15 protein-coding genes and 2 tRNA genes are annotated in these 20,671 nt (G+C 73.7%); 4 read left to right on the forward strand and 13 right to left on the reverse strand.

Features of this window, described 5'->3' with window-relative positions:
* Window positions 1–7: 7 nt before the first annotated feature.
* A complete protein-coding gene (locus tag ACFY60_RS08595; RefSeq protein WP_388609230.1) occupies window positions 8–1,258 on the reverse strand; it encodes a M6 family metalloprotease domain-containing protein in 1,251 nt (416 codons plus the stop codon).
* Window positions 1,259–1,613: 355 nt separating this feature from the next.
* Here ACFY60_RS08595 and ACFY60_RS08600 point away from each other — a divergent pair, with 355 nt between their 5' ends.
* The gene (locus ACFY60_RS08600) at window positions 1,614–3,653 is read left to right on the forward strand and encodes a putative bifunctional diguanylate cyclase/phosphodiesterase (RefSeq protein ID WP_388608977.1); all 2,040 of its coding nucleotides are present in this window, start codon (window positions 1,614–1,616) and stop codon (window positions 3,651–3,653) included.
* Window positions 3,654–3,868: 215 nt separating this feature from the next.
* On the opposite strand, the gene ACFY60_RS08605 is transcribed toward ACFY60_RS08600, so the two are convergent.
* Both ACFY60_RS08605 and ACFY60_RS08610 read right to left on the reverse strand, forming a co-directional pair.
* On the reverse strand, window positions 3,869–5,569 hold the full coding sequence (locus ACFY60_RS08605; RefSeq protein WP_388608979.1) for a glycosyl hydrolase family 18 protein: 1,701 nt from the start codon (window positions 5,567–5,569) through the stop codon (window positions 3,869–3,871).
* Between the two features lie 274 nt (window positions 5,570–5,843).
* Entirely contained in the window at window positions 5,844–6,929 is a 1,086-nt protein-coding gene (locus tag ACFY60_RS08610) for an LLM class flavin-dependent oxidoreductase (RefSeq protein WP_388608981.1), read from the reverse strand.
* Window positions 6,930–7,312: 383 nt separating this feature from the next.
* Between ACFY60_RS08610 and ACFY60_RS08615 the strand changes: the two genes are divergently transcribed.
* Both ACFY60_RS08615 and ACFY60_RS08620 read left to right on the forward strand, forming a co-directional pair.
* Window positions 7,313–8,071: an IclR family transcriptional regulator C-terminal domain-containing protein gene (locus ACFY60_RS08615; protein ID WP_352057779.1), complete on the forward strand. Its 759-nt coding sequence runs from the start codon at window positions 7,313–7,315 to the stop codon at window positions 8,069–8,071.
* Window positions 8,072–8,174: 103 nt separating this feature from the next.
* Window positions 8,175–8,248 (forward strand) — tRNA-Lys (locus ACFY60_RS08620).
* A gap of 80 nt (window positions 8,249–8,328) precedes the next feature.
* Here ACFY60_RS08620 and ACFY60_RS08625 read toward each other — a convergent pair.
* The 5 genes from ACFY60_RS08625 to ACFY60_RS08645 all read right to left on the reverse strand — a co-directional run bounded on the left by ACFY60_RS08625 (window position 8,329) and on the right by ACFY60_RS08645 (window position 15,047).
* Window positions 8,329–8,991: a LuxR C-terminal-related transcriptional regulator gene (locus tag ACFY60_RS08625; RefSeq protein ID WP_388608983.1), complete on the reverse strand. Its 663-nt coding sequence runs from the start codon at window positions 8,989–8,991 to the stop codon at window positions 8,329–8,331.
* Window positions 8,922–10,223, reverse strand: coding sequence for a sensor domain-containing protein (locus tag ACFY60_RS08630; protein ID WP_388608985.1), 1,302 nt, complete (start codon window positions 10,221–10,223; stop codon window positions 8,922–8,924). Before ACFY60_RS08630 ends, ACFY60_RS08625 begins: the two co-directional genes overlap by 70 nt.
* 216 nt (window positions 10,224–10,439) lie before the next feature.
* Window positions 10,440–11,030 carry a lytic polysaccharide monooxygenase gene (locus tag ACFY60_RS08635; RefSeq protein WP_388608988.1) on the reverse strand — a complete coding sequence of 197 codons (591 nt, stop codon included), beginning with the start codon at window positions 11,028–11,030 and terminating at the stop codon, window positions 10,440–10,442.
* A gap of 143 nt (window positions 11,031–11,173) precedes the next feature.
* Entirely contained in the window at window positions 11,174–13,078 is a 1,905-nt protein-coding gene (locus tag ACFY60_RS08640) for an SPFH domain-containing protein (protein ID WP_388608990.1), read from the reverse strand.
* Between the two features lie 439 nt (window positions 13,079–13,517).
* Window positions 13,518–15,047, reverse strand: a complete 1,530-nt coding sequence (locus ACFY60_RS08645) for a peptidoglycan-binding protein (protein ID WP_388608992.1) — start codon at window positions 15,045–15,047, stop codon at window positions 13,518–13,520.
* 182 nt (window positions 15,048–15,229) lie between these two features.
* Here ACFY60_RS08645 and ACFY60_RS08650 point away from each other — a divergent pair.
* Window positions 15,230–15,303: transfer RNA gene (locus tag ACFY60_RS08650), tRNA-Lys, on the forward strand.
* 122 nt (window positions 15,304–15,425) lie between these two features.
* Here the strand turns inward: ACFY60_RS08650 and ACFY60_RS08655 are convergent.
* From ACFY60_RS08655 to ACFY60_RS08675, 5 genes are all read right to left on the reverse strand, one after another.
* Window positions 15,426–16,082, reverse strand: coding sequence for a class F sortase (locus ACFY60_RS08655; protein WP_388608994.1), 657 nt, complete (start codon window positions 16,080–16,082; stop codon window positions 15,426–15,428).
* Window positions 16,083–16,084: 2 nt separating this feature from the next.
* Entirely contained in the window at window positions 16,085–16,753 is a 669-nt protein-coding gene (locus tag ACFY60_RS08660) for a hypothetical protein (RefSeq protein WP_388608996.1), read from the reverse strand.
* A 139-nt stretch (window positions 16,754–16,892) separates the two neighbouring features.
* Complete coding sequence (locus tag ACFY60_RS08665; protein ID WP_388608998.1) at window positions 16,893–17,672, reverse strand: HAD-IIA family hydrolase; 780 nt, start codon at window positions 17,670–17,672, stop codon at window positions 16,893–16,895.
* A gap of 148 nt (window positions 17,673–17,820) precedes the next feature.
* On the reverse strand, window positions 17,821–19,440 hold the full coding sequence (locus tag ACFY60_RS08670) for an alkaline phosphatase family protein (protein ID WP_388609232.1): 1,620 nt from the start codon (window positions 19,438–19,440) through the stop codon (window positions 17,821–17,823).
* Between the two features lie 153 nt (window positions 19,441–19,593).
* Window positions 19,594–20,667 carry a 2-aminoethylphosphonate ABC transporter substrate-binding protein gene (locus ACFY60_RS08675; RefSeq protein WP_388608999.1) on the reverse strand — a complete coding sequence of 358 codons (1,074 nt, stop codon included), beginning with the start codon at window positions 20,665–20,667 and terminating at the stop codon, window positions 19,594–19,596.
* Window positions 20,668–20,671 lie beyond the last annotated feature (4 nt).

Here is a 20,671-nt window from a genome sequence, read left to right on the forward strand (position 1 = left end):
GCGGGGTTCAGCGGGTCGCGGCCGGGCTGATCTTGACCGTCCAGTCGCCGGTGCGGGTGCGCTCCACGACCTCCACCCGGACCGGCGTGCCCGGCACGGTGAGCGCCTCGCCCTCCTCCAGGGGGGCGTCCGCGAGCGGCGGGTAGACGGACCGCTCCCAGCAGGCCTCGGTGGCGGGGTGGGCGTCGACCACCTCGACCGGACCGTCACCGGAGGCCGCACCGCCGTCGACCCGGTAGACGAGGACCCCCTCGGTGCAGGTGTCGGTGTCGTTGCCGGTGGCGGCGCGGGCCTCGATCGCGAGGGCGCTGTCCCGGCCGGTGCGGACGACGGCGAGCCGGGTACCGACGCTGCCGCCGGCGCTGGGCCCGGCGGCGACCGGCTCCAGACCGACCACCCGGGGTTCGGTGCCCTGGACGCAGGTCACCTGGGCGCGGGTGAGCCAGCCGAGCTTCCACTTGTGCCAGGCGAAGAGGTCGGGGGCGAGCCCGAACTGGCTGCCCATGACGTCCCAGTCCCCGACGTGGGTGTCCCAGTCGCCCCTGCCGTCGGCCGGGCGGCGGTAGAGGTCGGGCAGGTCGAAGACGTGACCGGTCTCGTGCGCGAGGACGTTCCGGTCGGGCGGGTGGCGTTCGAAGACGGTGACCACCCGCTCGATGCCCGCGCCGTCGACCTCCAGGGGCCGTTCGAGGTTGACGACCTTGGTGGCGTCGGAGTCCACGCCGGGCGCGTCGGGGTCGGCGACCAGGTAGACGATGTCGTACCGCGAGAAGTCCACGGTCTCGTCGGCGGCGGCGATCGCGTCCCGCAGATAGGCGGCGCGTTTTCCCGGGTCCCAGTCCCGCCGTATGGCGTAGGAGGTCGATGCGCGCGGCATCGGCGTCCAGGTGGCCTGGGGGTGCGCGCGGAGGGTGAACCGGCCGTAGGAGGAGCGGGCGAAGTAGTCGCTGGTGGCAGGGAAGTGGTCGGCGGCCAGTTCGGCGGGGGTGGTGAGCGGGGTGGCGTCCGGGAACGACAGGAAGATCATGACGGCGTCGAGGGTGCGGGCGGGGCGCGGATACGCGTCGTTCCAGGTGTCGAGGCCGAGCGAGTGGTGCGCGGTGGTACGGGGCAGGGCGCAGGGGCCGGCCCAGGGCGCGCCGGAGGCGGGGCCCGCGACCAGGCCCGTGGCGGCGAGGGCGGTGAGGGCGGTGAAGGCCGCCGCGCCGGCGCGCAGCCGTGCGCGTTCCACTCCCCCGGGTGGCTGCTGACCCCTCACGTGGACCTCCGGTTCGGCAATGCGGGACACCCCACCCACCTTGTGGTGGTTTGCGAGGTTTCGCATGTTTCCGCTGCCCCGGTCGGGTGAGTGCGCCTCGCGCGGTCGACGCGACACGAGCGGAGAACAGTTCACGGAAAGTCACATTCGATCAGGTCGCCGTCGACCCGTGTCAGACCCGAGCAGAAACGATCGGGCAGGGCCGGACGGTGGGGAGCCTCACAGCCGCCGGGGCCCCTGCGGAGGCCCCGGAAGCTGGAAGGGCCCCCCGGCCTGCCTCTATGATCGGCTCACTTTCCTTGGCCGACCATCCCGACCACATGTGAACGGCCCGACTGCACTACGGGAGCGAGCGGTGAGCGGAACCCCCGAAGGACCGGTGCATCCTGAGCCGCCGGGCGTGACGCCCGCCGAGCCCACGCTCACGGAGCGTCACGTCGACCCCAACGCCGACCCCCGCACCGAGCCTCCTGCCCTACGCCGTCCCGAGCGCCGGCCGGAGCACCGCGCCGGGCACCCTCCCGAGTGCCGGCAGGAGGACCGGGCCGCGCGCCGCCGCGAGGCCGAACTCCGCGACCACAGCGCCGCCTTCCGCGCCGCCCAGCTCGCGATGGCCGTCGTCGACCGGAACGGCGTCGTGGTCGACGCCAACGACTCCTTCGGGACCCTCCTCGGCACCGAGGCGGCCTCCCTGCGCGAGCAGGCCGCCGCCGACCTCGTCGACCTCGCCTCCGACGGCCGCACCTGGCACGCCTACCGCGAGGTGCTGCGCGGCCACCGCAACCGCTTCCGCTGCACGCGCCGCCTCAAGCATCCCGACGGCCGGTCCCTGTGGGCCGAGGTCACCGTCTCCCCGGTCCCCGACAGCCGCCGCGTCCTGCTCTCCATCGCCGACATCAGCGACCGGCGGGAACTCCAGGCGCGCCTGCGCCACCTCCAGATGCACGACCCGGTGACCCGGCTGCCCAACCGCACCCTCTTCTTCGAGCGGCTCTCGGCCGCCCTGGAGGCCGCCGCCCAGGACGCCGAGCACGCCGTGGACCCCCACGACCTCCCGGAGACCCGGGCCGACGGGGACGCCCGGGGCGACGACCCGGACCCGTGGGAGTCGTCGCACGAGTCGTACCGGTCGTACGGGTATGGCAGAACAGGGCGGATCGGACTCTGCTACCTGGACCTCGACGGCTTCAAGGCGGTCAACGACACCCTGGGCCACCGCGTCGGGGACCGGCTCCTCGCCGCCGTCGCCGCCCGGCTGACCGAATGCGCCGACAGTGACGGCTACACCCGCAGCGGGGGCCACCTCGTGGCCCGGCTCGGCGGCGACGAGTTCGCGATCCTGGTCGAGGACTCCACCGGTACGGAACAACTGGCCGACCTGGCCCGGTCGGTGCTGCGCGCCCTCCAGCGGCCCTTCGACCTGGGCGGCCAGCGGCTCTCGGTCTCCGCCTCGATCGGCGTGGTCGAGCGCCTGGCCCACGGCACGACGGCCACCGGCCTCATGCAGGCCGCCGACACGACGCTGTACTGGGCCAAGGCGGACGGCAAGGCCCGCTGGACCCTCTTCGACCCGGAGCGCAACGCCCACCGCATGACCCGGCAGTCGCTCTCCTCCACGCTGCGCCCCGCCGTGGAGCGCGGGGAGTTCACGCTGGAGTACCAGCCGCTGGTCGGGCTGACCGACGGCGCGGTGCGCGGGGTGGAGGCGCTGGTGCGCTGGAACCACCCGCAGTTCGGGGTCCTCGCGCCGAATCGGTTCATCGGGATCGCGGAGGAGGACGGCTCGATCGTGGAGCTGGGCCGGTGGGTGCTGCGCACCGCCTGCCGGCAGGCCCGTCAGTGGCAGAAGGACCATCCGCGTGAGCGCCCGATCTTCGTCAGCGTGAACGTGGCGGTCCGTCAGGTGTGGGACTCCGACCTGGTGGCGGACGTGGCCGGCATCCTCGCGGACACCGGGCTCGCCCCGCACCTGCTCCAGCTGGAGCTGACCGAGTCGGCCGTCATGGGCTCGGCGGGCCGGCCGCTCCAGGCGCTCCAGGCACTGAGCGACATGGGGGTGCGGATCGCCATCGACGACTTCGGCACCGGCTACTCGAACCTGGCCTATCTGAGCCGTCTGCCCGTCTCGGTCCTCAAGCTGGACGGTTCCTTCGTGCGCGGCTTCCAGGACGAGGAGCACGCGAACCCGGCGGACCAGCTGATCGTGGAAGCCCTGGTGCAGCTGGCGCACCGGCTCGGGCTGACCGTCACCGCCGAGTGCGTGGAGACCTCGGGGCAGGCCACCCGGCTGCGGCGCATCGGCTGCGACACGGGGCAGGGCTGGCTGTACTCGCGGGCGGTGGCCCCCGACCGGATCGCGGAGCTGATCGGCGGGACCGAGCCCCTGCGGGTCTGACCCGGCGGGGGAAGGCCGGCGCCGGCTCACGGTCCGGCGGGACCACGGGCACGTACGGGCCGGTGCGGGCGCCGGGCATGGAACTGCCCCCGGCCGGAGGGACATTCCGGGCGGGGGCAGCGATCAGGCGGGGCCGTTCGGGCCCCGGGGGGCCGGCCGGGGCGGGGCGCCGCGGCCGGCCGGGTGTGGCGCGTCGATCAGGCGGGATCAGTCGGTCAGCAGGCGCCCTGGTCCTTCCAGACGCCCCACTCACCGGTCGTGCCCGGCTCCTCGTTCTGGGTCCACCACTGGGCCTTCCAGGTGCGGCCCTTGTGGGAGACGAGGCTGCCCGCGGTGTAGACGGTGCCGGCCTTGTACGCCGGGGCGGCGCAGCTGCCGGACGGCGGCGGGGTGGTGGGCGGCGTCGTCGGCGGGGTCGTGGTGGGCGGGGTGGTCGGGGGCGTCGTCGGCGGGGTGGTGGGCGGCGTGGTGGTGGCACCCAGCGCGTCGTTGATCTGCGTCAGCAGGGTCGCCCTGTCGTCCAGGCCGAGCAGCGAGTACATCATCGCGCCGGCCAGGCCGCGCTGCTTGCCGTACTCGACCCGGGCCTGGACCGACTTCTGGTTCAGGCCGGTGAAGAACTCGCCGTCCTTGTAGAAGTAGGAGGACTTGGAGCGGTCGTCCCAGAAGGTGGTCGCCGGGTTGTCGACGATGCCGCCGAGCTCCTTGTAGTGGGCGATGCCGGGCTGCTGGCTGAGCGGGCGGGCGGCCGAGCCGCCGGTGGCGGGCTGGGCGAGGCCGTTGGTGGTGCCGGCCGGGACGCCCTTCCAGCCGCGGTAGTAGAACTCGTAGCCGAGGGTCAGCTTGTTCGCGGGGAAACCGCCCGTGATGCCGTAGGCCGGGCTGCCGTCGATCCAGGCGTCGATGGCCGCGTCGATGCCGTACTTCTCGGTGCCGGGGGCGATGACGTCGGTCGGGTCGTCCGGCGAGGCGAACAGCGGGGACTGGTGGTACGTCGGCCCGTCGCCGTCCCAGGCGCCGTGCATGTCGTACGTCATGATGTTCGCGTAGTCGAGGTACGCGCCGATCTTGTCCGTCTCGATGTGCTTGATCTTGTCCTGGCCGGCCGGGAGAGCGGCGGTCAGCAGGTACTTCTTGCCGCCGTTGGCCGCGCCGTGCGCGTCGAGCTGCTTGCGGAACTCGGCGAGCAGGAGGGTGAAGTTCTGCTTGTCCTCGGGGCCGTAGTGGTTGCCGAGGTGACCGCCGGAGGAGCCGGGGTACTCCCAGTCGATGTCGATGCCGTCGAAGATCCCGGCGGCGGTGCCGGGGCCGCCGAAACCGCCCTCGACGGGCAGGTCGCCCTTGATGTACTGGTCGATGCAGGAGGAGACGAGCTTCTTGCGGCTCGCGTCGGTCTTCGCCGCGTCGTGGAAGTACTTGGAGTAGGTCCAGCCGCCGAGCGAGATGTTGATCTTCAGGTGGGGGTACTTCGCCTTCAGCTCCTTGAACTGGTTGAAGACGCCCACGATCGGCTGGTCCCACTTGTCGGCGACGCCGTCGACGCTGTCCGCCGCGGAGAAGGACTTCTGGTAGTCCGCGTACGAGTCGCCCGCGCCGTCCCCCGCGTTGGGGTTGTTGTCGTCACCCGCGGCCTTGTTGGCCATGAAACAGGTGAGGTTGGTGGGGTGGATGTTGCCGAACGAGTAGTTGATGACGTCCAGCTTGCCCGCGATGCCCCGGGTGTCGAGGTGCTTCGGGTAGAACGCGTTGCCGTACACGCTCCACTGGTCGTAGTACGCGATGCGGACGTTCCCCGCGGAGGCGGCGGTCGTGGTGTCGGCCGCCTGGGCGGAGCCGAGGCCGGCGGTGGCGGCGAGCGCGCCGGCGGCGAGGGCCGAGCTGAGCAGCGCGGCGATCAAGGGCTTGCGGGGGTGCACGTGCGGCCTCCGGGGGGGTACTGGGGGTACTGGGCTGTGCCGTACAGGAGTGGGAGAAGTGTTAACCGGCGTGTGAACGGCACGTCAATGGTCTGAACCAGATTGAGGACTAGACCAATTGGCGGGGGAAAGCCCTTGTCAGAGGCGCGCAGCACAGAAAAGAACCGCCCGCCACCATCGGTGACGAGCGGTTTAAGGTTCACTTAGGTTCGGCCCCGCCGCAGCTCCGGAAGGAACCAGCGCCCCGAAGAAAGTGGCCGGCGGACGGCGGAGTTCACGACAGCGGGGGCCGCTCCGGCAGTCGCGGCAGCCCGTACGCGTCGGCGATCAGCTCGTAGCTGCGCAGCCGGGCCTCGCCGCCGTGCACGTTGGCCGTCAGCATCAGCTCGTCCGCGCCGGTCCGCTTCCGCAGGTCGTCCAGGCCGGTCCGCACCTCGTCCGGGGTGCCGTACACGACGTTCCCCAGCCAGTCGTTCACGAACTCGCGCTCGGCCGGGGCGAACGCGTACCCCTCCGCCTCCTCCGGCGTCGGGATGAGGCCGGGCCGGCCGGTGCGCAGCCGGAGCATCGACAGCGCGCCGGTGAGCACCTGCCGGTGCGCCTCCTTCGCCTCGTCGGCGGCGAGCGCGGCCACGCCGATCAGGGCGTAGGGCGCGTCGAGCACCGCCGAGGGGCGGAAGGACTCGCGGTAGAGGTCGAGCGCCGGGATGGTGTTGCGGGCGGAGAAGTGGTGGGCGAAGGCGAAGGGCAGACCGAGGAGCCCGGCGAGCCGGGCGCTGAAGCCGGACGAGCCGAGCAGCCAGACCGGTGGCCGGCCCTTCGGGCCCTGCACCGGTCCCGGCACCGCGTGGATCCGGGCGTAGGGGTGGCCGTCGGGGAAGTCGTCGTCCAGGAAGCGGGTCAGCTCCGAGAGCTGCTCGGGGAAGTCGTCGGCGCCCTCCTGGAGGCGGTCGGTGCGGCGCAGCGCGGCGGCGGTGGCGCCGTCGGTGCCGGGCGCGCGGCCGAGTCCGAGGTCGACACGGCCCGGGGCGAGCGCCTCCAGGGTGCCGAACTGTTCGGCGACGACGAGCGGGGCGTGGTTGGGCAGCATCACGCCGCCGGAGCCGAGCCGGATGCGGTGGGTGTGGGCGGCGAGATGGGCCAGGATCACGGCCGGCGAGGAGGAGGCGACGCCCGGCATGGAGTGGTGCTCGGCCACCCAGTGCCGGTGGAAGCCGCGCCGCTCGGCCAGCCGGCTGAGCTCGACGCTGGTGGCGAGCGCCTGGCTCGCGGTGCGCCCGCTGCCGACGGTCACCAGGTCCAGGACGGAAAGGGGTACGGGTGCGGTCCCCCGCGCCTCTCCTCGAATGCTGTCACTCACCGTCTGGACCCTCCTCGGCACCTGTGCGTCGTACCCCGGCCAGAACAGGAGGGCGTCTCCGGTTATTCCCCGCCGGGGCCGCTGCGGCTCCGGCCGTCCCCCGGCGGGCGGTTTCCGGCCACCGGAGAGGGGGCTCGGCGGCCCGTCCCTCCACAAAAAATCTTCCCGCCTCCACACGCCCGACACGGAGCCGAACACCCGTCCGCACCGCGCTGACCTCGCAGTCTCGGGATCACTCATGACGCTGGCATATGCCAGAGTGGAGCGCCCCAGCGTACGGCGCGGGTCCTCCGCAGCATTCTCGCCAACAGCCGCCCCGTAAACGGCCCTTGGCGGCTATCGTGGTACGGAAGCTTGCGGTCACAACCTGGTAGGGGGAAACCGTGGCGCTGAAGCCCGAGCCCACCGCACCGTTCCACTCGGTGCAATACGCCCTGCGCGTCCTCGAGACGGTCTCACGGCACGGTGGCGGGGTGACGGACGTCCAGATCGCGCGCGAGACCGGTCTGCCCGTCGCCCACCTGTCCTCCCTGCTGCTCATGCTCCGCCGTGAGGGATACGTCGAGCAGGTCGCCGACGGCGCCTATGTGATCGGGGACTCCCTCGTCCTCCTCGGTTCCGGCCTGACCCGCCGCGAAGCGCTGGAGGCCAAGCTCCAGGAGACCCTGACCGAGCTGCGCGACTCCGTCGGCGCGGCCGTGTACATCAGCCGGTACATCGACGGCGAGGTGAAGATCACCCAGTTCGCCGACGGCCCGCGCACGCCGAAGGTGAACGAGTGGGTGGACTTCCGCTCGGCCGCCCACGCCAGCGCGGTCGGCAAGTGCCTGCTCACCCAGCTCGACCAGAACGGCCGTCGGGACCACCTCGCCCGGCACAAGATCGCCCGGCTGACGTCCAGGACGATCACCAACGAGAAGGTCCTCTTCTCGAAGCTCGACAGCCAGCCGCCGACCGTCCCCGTGCTCGACCTGCAGGAGTACGCGGTGGGCACGGTCTGCGCCGCCGTCCCGCTGACGGCCGGTTCCGCCGTGGGCTGCCTCGCGCTGTCGCTGCCGATCGAGCACGCCCACCGGCTGCGCTCGGCGGCGGACACCCTGAACCGCAGGGCGGCGCCGGTGGTGCTGTCACTGGCGATCTGACCCGATCCGGCCCGCGGGGCCCGTCCGGGGCGCACCCCGGACGGGCCCCGCGGGGTGGTCGGAAGCACCCCTCGGGAGCAGGTAGTATTTTCTTCGTCAGCAGGCGCCGCTAGCTCAGTTGGTTAGAGCAGCTGACTCTTAATCAGCGGGTCCGGGGTTCGAGTCCCTGGCGGCGCACCGACGGAAGAAGCCCCTCGCGGAAGCGGGGGGCTTCTTCGTGTCGCGGGTACGGTGCCGGGGCCCGGCTCCCGGCCGGTTCACGCCCGCAGGTAGGTGAGGACGGCGAGGACCCGGCGGTGGGTGTCCTCGGCCGGGGGCAGGTGCAGCTTGGCCAGGATGTTGCCGATGTGCTTGCCGACGGCCGCCTCGGTCACCACCAGGCGCCGGGCGATCTCCGCGTTGGAGTGTCCCTCGGCGACCAGCGCCAGGACCTCGCGCTCGCGCGGGGTCAGCGCCTCCAGCGGATCGCGGTGCCGGCGCAGCAGCTGCCGTACGACCTCCGGGTCGACGACCGTGCCCCCGGCGGCGACCCGGGCGAGGGCCTCCACGAACTCCTCGACCTGCCCCACCCGGTCCTTCAGGAGGTAGCCGACGCCGGTGCCCTCACCGGTGTCGAGGAGGTCGGCGGCGTAGCTGCGCTGCACGTACTGGCTGAGGACGAGGACCGGCAGCGCGGGCCGCTCGGCGCGCAGGGCGACCGCCGCGCGCAGCCCCTCGTCCTGGAAGCCCGGCGGCATCCGTACGTCGGTCACCACGATGTCCGGTTCGTGCGCGGCGACGGCCTCGCGCAGGGCGTCGGCGTCCCCGACCGCGGCGACGACCTCGTGGCCGAACCGGGCGAGGAGCCCGATCAGGCCCTCCCGGAGGAGGACGCCGTCCTCGGCGAGGACGACGCGCAGGGGGCGGTCGGCGACGGGCACGGGATCTCCGCTCGTAGCAGGGTCGGCCCGCCGGGCGGGCTGGTGATCGTCAGTGTGCCATCGAGGACGGCGAGCCGGTCCGCGAGCCCGGTGAGCCCGGAGCCGCGGGCCGGGTCGGCGCCGCCGCGGCCGTCGTCCTCGACCTCCAGGCGCAGTGTCCCGCCGGTGAGCCGGGCGGTGAGCCGGGCCCGGGTGGCGCCGCTGTGGCGGGCGACGTTGGCGAGGGCCTCGCAGCCGGCGAAGTATCCGGCGCTCTCCACGGCCTCCGGCAGCCGGGGCAGTTCCAGGTCGGTGTCGACCGGGACGGCGGAGCGGTCGGCGGCGTCGGCGAGGGCCGCGTCGAGCCCGTAGTCGGTGAGGACCTGCGGCCGGATGCCGTGGATCAGCTCCCGCAGCTCCGCCAGGACCCGCCCGGCCTGCTCGTGGGCGCGGGCGAGCTGGTCGGCGAGCGGGCCGGGCGGGGCGTCGAGCCGGGCGAGCCCGAGGGTCATGGTGAGGGCGACGAGACGCTGCTGGGCCCCGTCGTGGAGGTCGCGCTCGATGCGGCGGCGCTCGGCCTCGAAGGCGTCGACGAGCCGGGCCCGGGAGGCGATGACCTCCCCGATCGCACCCTCCGGGGCGGACGCGCGGGGGGCGAGCAGGGCGCGGGCGAGGGCGGCGCGGGCTCCGGCGACCGCGCCGAGCAGGTAGGTCAGGAGCACCAGGAGGACGGCGCCGAGGGCGGCCGCCACGAAGGCCTCCGGGTAGGAGGTGACCAGGTAGGCCTTGACGACCTTGGTCTCGTGGCCGTCGGCGGCCAGCTGGAGCGGGGTGGTGAGGAGGACGGCGGGCAGGCCGAGCCCGACGGCGAGCGCGAGGAGGTCCAGCGGCCACAGGACGGTGGCGAGGAGCAGGGCGTACGCGAGTTCCCGCCAGGTGGCCCGCTCCCCCGCCCGCCGCCGCAGCCAGGCGGCGAGGCCGGGCGCTTCCGGCAGCCGGTGCGGGTCGCCGACGGGGGCGAGTTCGGCGAGCCGCAGACGCCGGCGCTCCAGGGCACCGACGGCGACACCGGCGAGCAGCAGGAAGGGCAGCCCCACCAGGAGCAGCGAGCCGAGGACGAGCACGGCGAGCACCAGACAGGCGGCGGCCCCGGCGAGCGCCCCGCTCCCCAGATAGGCGGCGGCCCGCCAGGGCCACGGCCCGAGGACGTAGCGGGGGCGGGTGATCGCCTGCCAGGGGGTACGGATCTCCATGGGCGCCCACGCTAGGCGGCGGCGGGAGGCGGGGGCCATGGGCCTGGGGGGTGGAAGGGGGTGGGCCTGGCCCTACCGAAGGGCGCGGCCCGGGATGGGCGGAGCCGGGTGCGGCTCGGGGTGCGGGAGGCCGGGGTGCGGCTCGCGCCCCGGCCTCCCGCCCGGCTCCGTACCCGCCCCCGGTCCCTCAGGGGCCGGCCGGTGACCGGCGTACCGTCAGAACTGCACGTCCGAGCAGGCGTAGAACGCGTTCGACGTGTCCGCGACCGTCCACACCGCCAGGATGAGGTGCCGGCCCGTCTTGCCCGCCGGGATCGTCCCGGAGTGCGAGAGCGTCGACGGCGGCTGCTGGCTGTTGTAGGGGACGGTCAGGAACGGCTGGGGGTCCAGCGCGGCCCGGGTCAGCTTCTGACTCGGGTCCCAGCCGTTCCTGGTGATGTAGTACCGGAAGTCGGTGGTGCGGTGGCGCGCCGTGAACTGCCAGCGGAAGGTGTGGCTCTGCCTCGCCGTGACCCGCGTCGCGGGCCAGGTGCCGCCCCGGGGGTCGTCGAGCTGGGCGAACTGCGTGAGCCCGGCGGAACAGATCTTTCCGTCGGCGGGTCCGCCCGCGGGGAAGCCCTTCGGCCCCTCGACCGACTGCGGCTCCCACTGGATGGAGCCGCAGTTGCTCACGGTGCCGTTGGCGCACAGCTTCTGACGGCTGATCGGCGAGTCGGTGTAGCCGTGGCTGTTCGCGGTGCTGGTGGCGAGGAGGGAGGCGGCTGCGACGCCGAGCGCCACGGCCACCACCCCTGTCTTTTTGCGCATGCTGTCGCTCCAGGAGAACGTGGGGGTGTTCTGTGGGCTGTGCTGCACGCGTGCGGTGACACTGATTCCGGTCTAGACCAAGTATCAAGGTAAAGACGAAAGTTGAACATGTCCATACCGGCGGAGAGGCCGGGAAAGGCAGCTCACGCGCCCTCTCCCGGCCCCGTACGACCGGTGTAGAACGCCACCGTCAGATCCTTCACCAGCGCCTTGCGCTCGTAGTCGTCCAGCTCGACCAGACCACGACTGGTCAGCCGGTGGACCACGTCGTCCACGGCGTCCACGACCGAGGTCAGCACGCTGTCCCGGTGCTTGGCGTCGATCGCCGCGATCCGGCGCCGGCGCATCGCGGCCGCCACCTCGGGGGCGTACTCGATCCGCGTCGGCTGCGCCGAGAACACGTCCAGGCCGACCGGGGCGCACTCCGCCGACAGCATCCGCGTCAGCGCCTCCCCGACCGCCTCCGCGTCCCGGAGCGTCGGCGCGTCCTCGTGGAAGGCGTCCGCCGGGAGCTGCGAGAGCACCCGCGCCATCGCCGCCTCCACCTGCTCCCTCAAGTACTCCTCGTGGCCGTCCACCCCGAGCGCCGCCCGGACGGTGTCCCGCACCCGCCAGACCACCAGGACCACCACGTCGAGCGCGGTCCCCTTCGCGTCCACGGCGGGCAGCGGCTCGCTGCGCCAGTGCCGCAGCCGTACGTCGACCCGGCGGCGCAGCAGCAGCGGGCTGATCCAGACGAGTCCGGTACGGCGGACGGTGCCGCGGTAGTCCCCGAACAGGGTCAGCACCCACGCGTACCCGACCCGGCCGCGGCCGAGCCCGCCGAAGGCGAACAGGGTGAGGACCACACCGAGGGCGAGCAGCGCCCACTGGCCGAGGTGGATGCCGTGGTACGGGCGGTGCGGCAGTCGCAGCATCCGCTCCAGCTCACCGGGCACGACCCCGGTCCACCACACGACGGCCGCGCACGCGGCGAGCGCGAGGGCCCCGCCGGCGATCCCCAGCCAGCCGGGCAGGACGGACGCGGGGCGTTCGACGAGGTCCGGGTCGGCGGTGGGCGCGGGGCGGGCGGCGGGCCGGGCGGCGGGCGTCCTCACCCGCTCCTCCTCGGCCCCCTTGCCCCTCCGGTCCCCGGGCGGGGCCGCGGGGTCGGGGCGGCGGACCCGGAAACCGGCGGTGCCGGTCGGCGGTGCCATGGCGACGGTGTCCGGCCCGCCGTCGTCGTCCACCGGGACGGAGGAGGCGGTGGCGGGGCCCGACGCGTCCCGGAAGAGGAGGTGCACGGGGATGGAGCCCGTGGTCTCCGTCCCGATGACGTTCTTGCGCCGCACCGGCCTCGGGGTGGCGGTGCCGACGCCGGCGATGGTGATCGGCCCGAGGTCCGGCAGCTCGTACTCCGGCTTGAACACGGGCACCTCGGCGGCGGCCGGCGCCGTGGCCCTGTCCTCGGCGGGCCTCGCCTCGGGCCCACGCTCGACCCCCCGCCCGGCGACCCGCGACGCGGTGGCGCCCTGAACCCCGCCGGGGCGGGAAGCCGGAGCGGAGCCGGCGGGCCGGCCGGCGGAGGCGGGGCCGGTGTCCTGGGCCGAACCCGGGCCGGTGGGGCGGGCGTCGGAGGCGGTGGGGCCGGGGGCCCCGTTCACGGCGGCCGGATCCGGCCGGGTGGCGGAGGAGGGGGGGCCGGCACCGGGCCGGTCGGCAGGGGCAGGACCGGTGTCCTGGGCCGTAACCGAGCCGGTGGGGCGGGCGTCGGAGGTGGCGAGGCCGGGGGCCCCGTTCACGGCGGCCGGATCCGGCCGGGTGGCGGAGGCGGTGGGGCCGGGGGGCTGGGAGCCCGTGGGCGTGCCCGGCGACGTGGCGACCGGGGCGCTGTGGGCGCGGGACCGCCCGGAGTCCTCCGAGAACCCGGACGCTTTCGACGGGGCGGGATCGGCGGTGGCGCCTTCGGCGGGAGCAGGGGTGCGCGCCTCGTCGGTCTCCGTGGGCCGGGGCGTCCGTTCCGCTCCGGCGGACGGGGACGGCTCGGCGCCGTCGGTCTTCGGCGGCACGGCCGGAGCTTCCGCCGTGGCGGGCCGCGCGTGCGCGGGCCGCCGGGCCGGGACGTCCCCCCCGGCGGGGGCCGTCGACGGCGAAGGTGGGGCTCCCGGAACCGGTACGGCTTCCGCAGGCGCGGCGTCCGGCCGCCCGGCCACGGGGTCCGCCCCCGGGGTGAGGAGACGGACGTGGGTCGGGGGCTCGGGCGGTGCGGAGACGACCGCGGCGGTGGCCGCGGGCGCCGGGACCGCGGCGGACGGCTCGGGTCCGTCGCCGGACGTGGGCGGGGTCGGGGCCGCGGCCGGGGGTGTGGCGCGGGCCGGGGACGTACGGGGAAGCGTGCCGTCCGTCAGGCGTCTGGCCGTGCGCGCGGCGTCACGCGAGGCCGCCGCGCCGGAGTCCGGCGGGTTCGGGGTCGATGCCGTCATTCGGGTCCACCTCATGCTCTCGGGGTCATCGGAACAAACGCCGCCAGGTCTCCGGGCCCGGGTAGCCGTCGGCCGCTCCGCCGCGCCAGCCCTGAGCCCGCTGGAACGCCTCGACGTTGCGGCGGTCCGCCTCCGTCCAGCGCGGACCGGGTCCCGACAGGTAGTGCTTGCCGAAGCCCCGCTTCACCAGTTGTTTGCCCAGCTTCTCCACATATGCGTTGGATTGGCCCGGACGGAAGTAGCCACGCCCGGGAAACGCCGTCGCATGTGCGCTCGGACCGCCCGAACCACTCGAACCGCCGATGCTCCGGCCGCTTCCGGTCACGAGGAGCCGCCAGGTGTGCGGACCGGGCAGACCGTCGGCCTCCTTGCCCTTCCACCCCTGGGCGCGCTGGAAGGCCTGGGTCGCGCGGCGGTCGGCCTCGCCCCAGCGCGGGCCGGGGCCCTCGCGGTAGAACTTCTTGCCGCCGCGGGCGGCGAGGAGCTTGCCGAGCCGCGTGACGTGGGGGTTGCGGGCGCCGGGCCCGAACATCGCCGTGCCGGGGTAGGCCGACGCCGCGGGCGGGGTGGGGATGGCCGGGTCGGTGGGCGGCGGCGTGGGGGTGGTGGGGGTCGACCCGCCGCCGGTGCCGCCGCTGACGACGCCCTTGTAGCGGTAGGCGACGTAACGGTCGGAGTTCTCCCAGTACGCCATCGGCGTCGCCTGCTTCCGCGTGTGCGGCTTGGTCTGCTCGTACGCGACGTAGGCGGTGTGGGTGTAGTCGGTCCAGCCGCCGAAGATCGTGACGTGCGAGCCGCGCGTCGGGTTGGCCGGGTTGTGGAACAGCAGGATGTCGCCGGGCTGGAGCTCGGCGCGTTCGATGCGGGTGCCGAAGCGGTCGAGGCTGCCGGTCCACTCGTTGCTGCGCAGGTTCCAGGCCATGGAGATGTAGCCGGAGCAGTCCTGGCGGTAGCCGTCCGTCCAGTACTTCTCCATGGAGTACGGGACCTTCGCCGCGACCCACTTCTTGGCCCGGTTGATGATCTCCGCGCGGGTCGTCGTGTTCAGGGACTCCGTGGAGATCTGGCTGGTGGAGGGGAGGGAACCAGGGGACGGCTGGGAGCCGGGGCCGGGCGCTCCGTGGAGCGGTTCACGTCCGCCCTGCGGGGTCTCCGGCCCGTCGGCCGGGGCGGCGCGGGCGGCGTGCTCACGGAGGACGGCCGGCTCACCGGCGGCGCCCGCCGCGCGGTGTACGGAGGACGCGGCGCCGTGGGCGGCCGGGGCGTGCGCGCCCCCGGGGTGGCCGGAACCGGCGGGGTGGGCGGGACGGGCGGCGTCCGGCGGGGTGAACGGTTCCGCCAACGGGGAGAGGGCCCCCGCCGCCGTGGCCCCTCCCCCGCCCAGGACCACACCGGCCGCCGTCACCAGGACCAGTGCGCGGCGGGGGCCGTGCGCCGCCGGGTGGCCGCCCAGCCGGACGGGCAGGCCCAGGGCGAGGTCACGCCGCTGCCGCACGCAGCCCGGGCAGGCACAGTCGGCCGCGGGTTCGACTTCCTCGAAGACCGGCACGCTCATGCGATTCCCCTCCACACTCGTCAAGATCTTTTGGGCCTCGGTTGGGCGCCAGTGTCTCAACTGTCTGGACAAATCGCATTTTGACGGATTGAAGGCCTGATACGACCATCCGACAGGCCGGAGGTGGCCGGTATTGGTCAGGAGCACACCTTCGCGTCAGGTAGAGTTATCCCTGTCAGCAGGCGCCGCTAGCTCAGTTGGTTAGAGCAGCTGACTCTTAATCAGCGGGTCCGGGGTTCGAGTCCCTGGCGGCGCACAGACGGAGAAAGCCCCTCGCGAGAGCGAGGGGCTTTCTCGGCTTTCCGTCCCTTTCCGTCCCTTTCCGTCCCCGTCCGGATGGTTCCCGCCGGCGGCTCGCCCGCCGTCGGTCGCCGGTCGTCAGTCGCCGGCCGGCGCCTTCGCCGTCAGGTAGCCGGAGACCACCACGTTGGCCGTGTACGTGCCCGTCGCCCGGTCGAAGGTGCCGCCGCAGGTGATCAGGCGGAGTTCGGGGCGGTCGGGGTCGCGGGGACCGTAGGCCTTGGCCGGGTCGAAGCGGTCGCGGGGGAAGACCTGCACGTCGTCGACCGTGAATTCCGCGACCGTGCCGTCCGTCCGGGTGATGCGGACCTTCGCTCCGGGGCGGACCGCGCTCAGGCCGTAGAAGACGGCCGGGCGGGTCTCGGTGTCGACGTGGCCGACGAACAGCGCGGCGCCCGCCGCGCCCGGCCGGGTGCCGGGGGCGAACCAGCCGACCGTGCCGGGGGTCTCGTACGGCGGCGGGTCGATCGCGCCCGCCGCGTCGAGGCCGCGCGGCACCACCGGGGCCGCGATGCCGAGGGAGGGGATCTCCACCCGGCGCGGCTCGGCGGGGGTGATCGGCGCGTGGGGCGGGGGCAGCTCCGCGCCGAAGGGGCGGCCCGCGGCGGCGATGTCGCCGGTGATCGGCCCGGAGCTGAGGCCGGGGCCCTCGCCGGCGTCCCGGTGCCAGAGCCAGAGGCCGAGGACGAGGGCCGCCCAGGCGACCCCCGTGACCGGCCGGCTCGCGGCGCCCACGGTCAGTCGGCGCCCGGACCGGCGCCCGGGCCGCCCGTACGGCCGTCGGTGCGGTGCCGGCGGGCGCTGCGGAACGCGACGGCGACGGCGGCGACGGCGGCCATGCCGAGGCCGAGCAGGCTGTACGGGGTGCCGAGGCCGCTCTCGTCGGCGGTCTGCGCCATGCCGGGGGCCGCCGGGGCGGCGAAGGCGGCCGTGCCGCCGCCACCGGCCCGTACCGGGGCGACGGGCGTCGCGTGGTGGCTGGGCCGCGGGGCCGCCTCGTGCGTCGGCACGTGGGTGGGCGGCCGGTGGGCGGGGTCGTGCGGGGGGCGCGCCGATCCGACGCGGAGCACGCCGGCGTCGGGGTGGTCGTGGCCGTCGCAGGTCACATCGACCTTGTACGTGCCGTCCCGCAGCCCGGACCGCACCGTGGCACCGCCGGCGAGCGGGACCTTCCCGCGGTCCCGGCCGGTGAGCTCGACGTCGGCGACGAAGGCCTTCGACCGGGCGGCGCCGGTGGTGCCCCGGCAGCCCTCGACGCGGACGTCGACGTCGGCGCCGGGGGCCGCGGTGGCGGGGGTGACGGTGACCTTCACCCCGTCGTGGGCCTGGGCGACGCCTGCCATCGGGGTGAGGGTGAGCACCAGGGCCGCTCCGGCGGCACCGAGAGCAATGGGACCAGAACGCATCGTGACCTCCTGATTGGCAGGGTCACCCGGATCGGCGCGTTTCGCATCCGCAGAAGGCGGCCGGTACGCCGGAGGGAGACCCCCCGGCCGGCGGCCCCGGACCCGGCGGGCCGGACCCGGCGGGCGGGCTCCGCCCGCGTCACACCCGGTCGACGATGTCCGCGATCGAGTCCACGATCGTGGAGGGCCGGTAGGGGAAGCGGTCGATCTCCGCCGGGGTCGTCAGGCCCGTCAGCACCAGGAAGGTCTGCATGCCGGCCTCCAGACCGGCGAGGATGTCGGTGTCCATCCGGTCACCGATCATGGCGCTGGTCTCGGAGTGGGCGCCGATCGCGTTGAGGCCGGTGCGCATCATGAGCGGATTGGGCTTGCCCGCGAAGTACGGGTCCTTGCCGGTGGCCTTGGTGATGAGCGCGGCGACGGAGCCGGTGGCGGGGAGCGGGCCCTCCAGGGACGGACCGGTCTCGTCGGGGTTGGTGCAGATGAAGCGGGCGCCCGCGTTGATGAGGCGGACGGCCTTCGTCATGGCCTCGAAGGAGTAGGTGCGCGTCTCGCCGAGGACCACGTAGTCGGGGTCGTGGTCGGTGAGGACGTAGCCGATGTCGTGCAGCGCGGTGGTGAGGCCCGCCTCGCCGATGACGTACGCGGTGCCGCCCGGCCGCTGGTCGTCGAGGAACTTCGCGGTGGCGAGGGCCGAGGTCCAGATGTTCTCGACGGGCACCTCCAGGCCCATGCGGGCGAGGCGGGCGTGCAGGTCACGGGCGGTGTAGATCGAGTTGTTGGTGAGGACCAGGAAGGGCTTGCCCGTCTCCCGCAGCTTCTTGATGAACGCGTCGGCGCCGGGGATCGGCACGCCCTCGTGGATGAGGACGCCGTCCATGTCGGTGAGCCAGGATTCGATCGGCTTGCGTTCTGCCATGGGTGCGGGACTCCTGCCGTACGGGTGCGTCCGGGCCGTCCGTCCGGTCCGATCGGTCCGTCGTCCGATCGGCGCGTCCGGTGCGGGCCCGGGACGTGCGGTGTGCTGGGGGCGCCGCGACTGCGCTGTGGCGACGCCCCCAGGGTAATCAGGAAGTGCTGATCTTGACCCCGTCGACCACCCAGTACCAGTTGTTGGCACCGGTGTAGCGGAAGCGGAAGCTCACGCTGGAGGCGCCGGCCGGGACGGGGACGGTGAGGGACTGGGGCTGGGAGACGACGTCGGTGGTGTAGCTCGTGACGAGGGAGGGCGTGCCGCCGTTGAAGGAGGCCAGGACCTGGGCGGTCTGGGCGCCCTCCTGCCGGTAGTGGGTGGTGAAGGCGAGGGTGACGCGGGTGGCGCCGGAGACCGCGTACGCCGGGGTGACGAGGGTCGAGTCGTACGTACCGGAGAAGGACTTGTCGGCCCATTCGTCGGAGTCGGCGACGGCGAAGACGCCCCGGGAGCGGACGTTGAGCTCGCGGGACTGGTCGCGCTGGGAGCGGGACCAGAACTCGTCGGTGGCGAAGGCCCAGCCGCGCCACTCGGTCACCCCGCCGGTGCCCATGGCGTTGTTGATGACGGACCAGCCGCTGGGCGGGGTGTGGGTGAAGCCCAGGACCCCGCTCGGGATGCCGGTCTCGTCCACGCGGCCGGTGAGCGATCCGTACAGGCTGTCGAAGGGGTCGGTGGAGCGTTCCTGAAGGGGCTTGCCGTCCAGGCCCCAGGCCGGGTCGGGGACGATGCCGAGCTGGCGGAAGACGGTGGCGGCGACGTCCACGAGCCGGGTGTCGACGGGGCGGGCGCCGGCCGCGATGCCGGGGCCCTGGGCGAGGACGAAGGTGCGGCGCTCCTCGACGGCGGACCCGCCGTGGCCGCCCGCGTCGGCGTGGCCGTGGTCGGTGGTGACGATGACGGTCCAGCGCTCGGTGGCGTACGCGGGCCGGGCCTTGATCGCGGCGAGGAGCCGGCCCAGGTAGGCGTCCTGGACGGCGATGGCGTCGAGGTACTTCTGACTCGCGGCGCCGTAGGAGTGGCCCGCGGCGTCGGTCTCGCCGAAGTAGACGAAGAGGACGTCGGGGTTCTGGTGGCGCAGCACGTCCTCGGTGATGTCGGTGATCACCTTGTCGTTGACGGCGTAGTCGTTGTCGTAGACCAGCTTGGCGTCGGCGCCCGGGGTGACCGTGCCGTGGGTGTCGAGCTCGGGCCAGTCGACGGCGGCGTAGAGGGACAGTCCGGGCCGGATCTGGTGGAGGCGGGCGAGGAAGCCGGGGTAGCGGGCGTAGTTCTTGCCGGTGAAGGTGTTGTCCTTCACGCCGTGCTTGTCGGGCCAGACGCCGGTCGAGATCGTGGACCAGCCGGGTCCCGAGGAGGTCGCGGCCATCGGGTGGGCGTAGAGCAGGGAGCGGCCGAACGTGCCGTTCGCCATGAGGGACTTCAGGGTGGGCGCCTGGGCGGCGTCGATCCGGTCGTACCGCAGGCCGTCCATGCCGACGACCAGCACCTTGTCCTTGCTGGTGCCGTCGGGGAGGACCGGCGCGGCGGCGGCGCGGGCCCCGGGGGCGGCGGCGAGGGAGGTGGCGGCGACGGCCGCGGTGGCCCCGGCCGCGGCGAGCACGGTGCGCCGGGAGACGGTGCCGCCACCGGCGGCGGGGGAAAGGGCTTCGGCCGGGGCCGTACGGCAGGGGGTGGGGGAAGCGGTTCCGGCGGGGGTGCCGTCGATCGGCATGTCGGAGTCCTCCGGGAAGGGGGCGAGCGGGCGGGTGAGCGGTCGCACGCCAACGCCCCTGACTGAGCAGGGGCGTTGGTCCGTACCCGTTATCCTTCCGCGATCCGCGGAGGGGTTCCAGGGTCGTGCGGTGAACTCTTGGTTCCGGCGGGGTCAGCTGCCGGTGGCCGTCTTCCACGCGTCGACGTACGCCGTCAGGTTCTCGCCGATGTCGGCCCAGTCCGGTTCGAAGACCTCCACGCCTTCCATCAGCCGGGCGAGCCGGACGGCGTTGGCGTCGGCCGGCCTGATGTCCTTGCGGGCGGGGAAGCCGCCGCCGACGGCGCTGACCTGGCGCTGGGCCTTCTCGCCGAGCATGAAGTCGAGGAGCTTCCTGCCGTTCTCGGTGTGGGGGGCGTCGGCGACCAGGCCCGCCGCGTAGGGCAGGGCGAAGGTGGTGGGCTTCTCGCCGGCCCTCGCCGGGAACCAGATGGCGAGGTTCGGCATGGACGCGGCCTGGGCGAAGTTCATCTGGACGTCGCCGTTGGCCACGAGCAGTTCGCCCTTGTCGACCTTGGGGGCGAGCTTGGAGGTGGAGGAGGACGGGCCGACGTTGTTGGCCTGGAGCTTCTTCAGATACTCCATGGCCGGCTCCTGCCCGCCGAAGTCGTGCATGGCCTTGATGAGGACGGCGGTGCCGTCGCCTGCGACGCCGGGGGTCGAGTACTGGATCTTGTTCTTGTACGCCGGGTCGAGCAGTTCCTCCCAGGTCCTGGGGGCCCGGGGCAGCTCCTTGCTGTTGTGGATGAAGCCGAAGTAGTTGTTGACGACGGAGGTCCAGGTGCCGTCGTCGGCCTTGTCGGCGCCGGCGACCTGCTCGGCGCCCCGGGGGACGTACGCCTGGAGCAGGCCCTTGGCGCCGGCCTGCTGGATGAAGGGCGGCAGGGTGATCAGCACGTCGGCCTGCGTGTGGGACCTCTCGCGCAGGGCGCGCTGCACCATCTCTCCCGAGCCGCCCTCGACGTACTTCACCTCGATGCCGGTCTCCTTCTCGAAGTCGGCGAAGACCCTGTCGTACCAGCCGTCGCCCTTCTCGCCCTTGAGGCCGTCGGCGCTGTAGACGGTGACGACCTTCTCGTCGGAGGCGGAGGACGGGCCGCCGCAGGCCGTGAGGGCGGCGGCGAGGAGGGCGGTGACGGCGAGCGCGGCGAGCGGTCGGGTGGTCTGCCGGGGGGCGGGCGTCAGCATGACG

Origin of the sequence: Streptomyces sp. NPDC012827, assembly GCF_042900905.1 — a bacterium.
GTDB classification, from domain to species: domain Bacteria; phylum Actinomycetota; class Actinomycetes; order Streptomycetales; family Streptomycetaceae; genus Streptomyces; species Streptomyces gulbargensis.

Excerpts from the sequence above, each read along its gene's own strand:
- ACFY60_RS08635 (WP_388608988.1), bottom strand. The coding sequence starts at position 11,030 with ATGCGCAAAAAGACAGGGGTGGTGGCCGTGGCGCTCGGCGTCGCAGCC.
- ACFY60_RS08670 (WP_388609232.1), bottom strand. The coding sequence starts at position 19,440 with ATGCCGATCGACGGCACCCCCGCCGGAACCGCTTCCCCCACCCCCTGC.
- ACFY60_RS08660 (WP_388608996.1), bottom strand. The coding sequence starts at position 16,753 with ATGCGTTCTGGTCCCATTGCTCTCGGTGCCGCCGGAGCGGCCCTGGTG.
- ACFY60_RS08675 (WP_388608999.1), bottom strand. The coding sequence starts at position 20,667 with ATGCTGACGCCCGCCCCCCGGCAGACCACCCGACCGCTCGCCGCGCTC.
- ACFY60_RS08630 (WP_388608985.1), bottom strand. The coding sequence starts at position 10,223 with ATGGAGATCCGTACCCCCTGGCAGGCGATCACCCGCCCCCGCTACGTC.
- ACFY60_RS08645 (WP_388608992.1), bottom strand. The coding sequence starts at position 15,047 with ATGAGCGTGCCGGTCTTCGAGGAAGTCGAACCCGCGGCCGACTGTGCC.
- ACFY60_RS08665 (WP_388608998.1), bottom strand. The coding sequence starts at position 17,672 with ATGGCAGAACGCAAGCCGATCGAATCCTGGCTCACCGACATGGACGGC.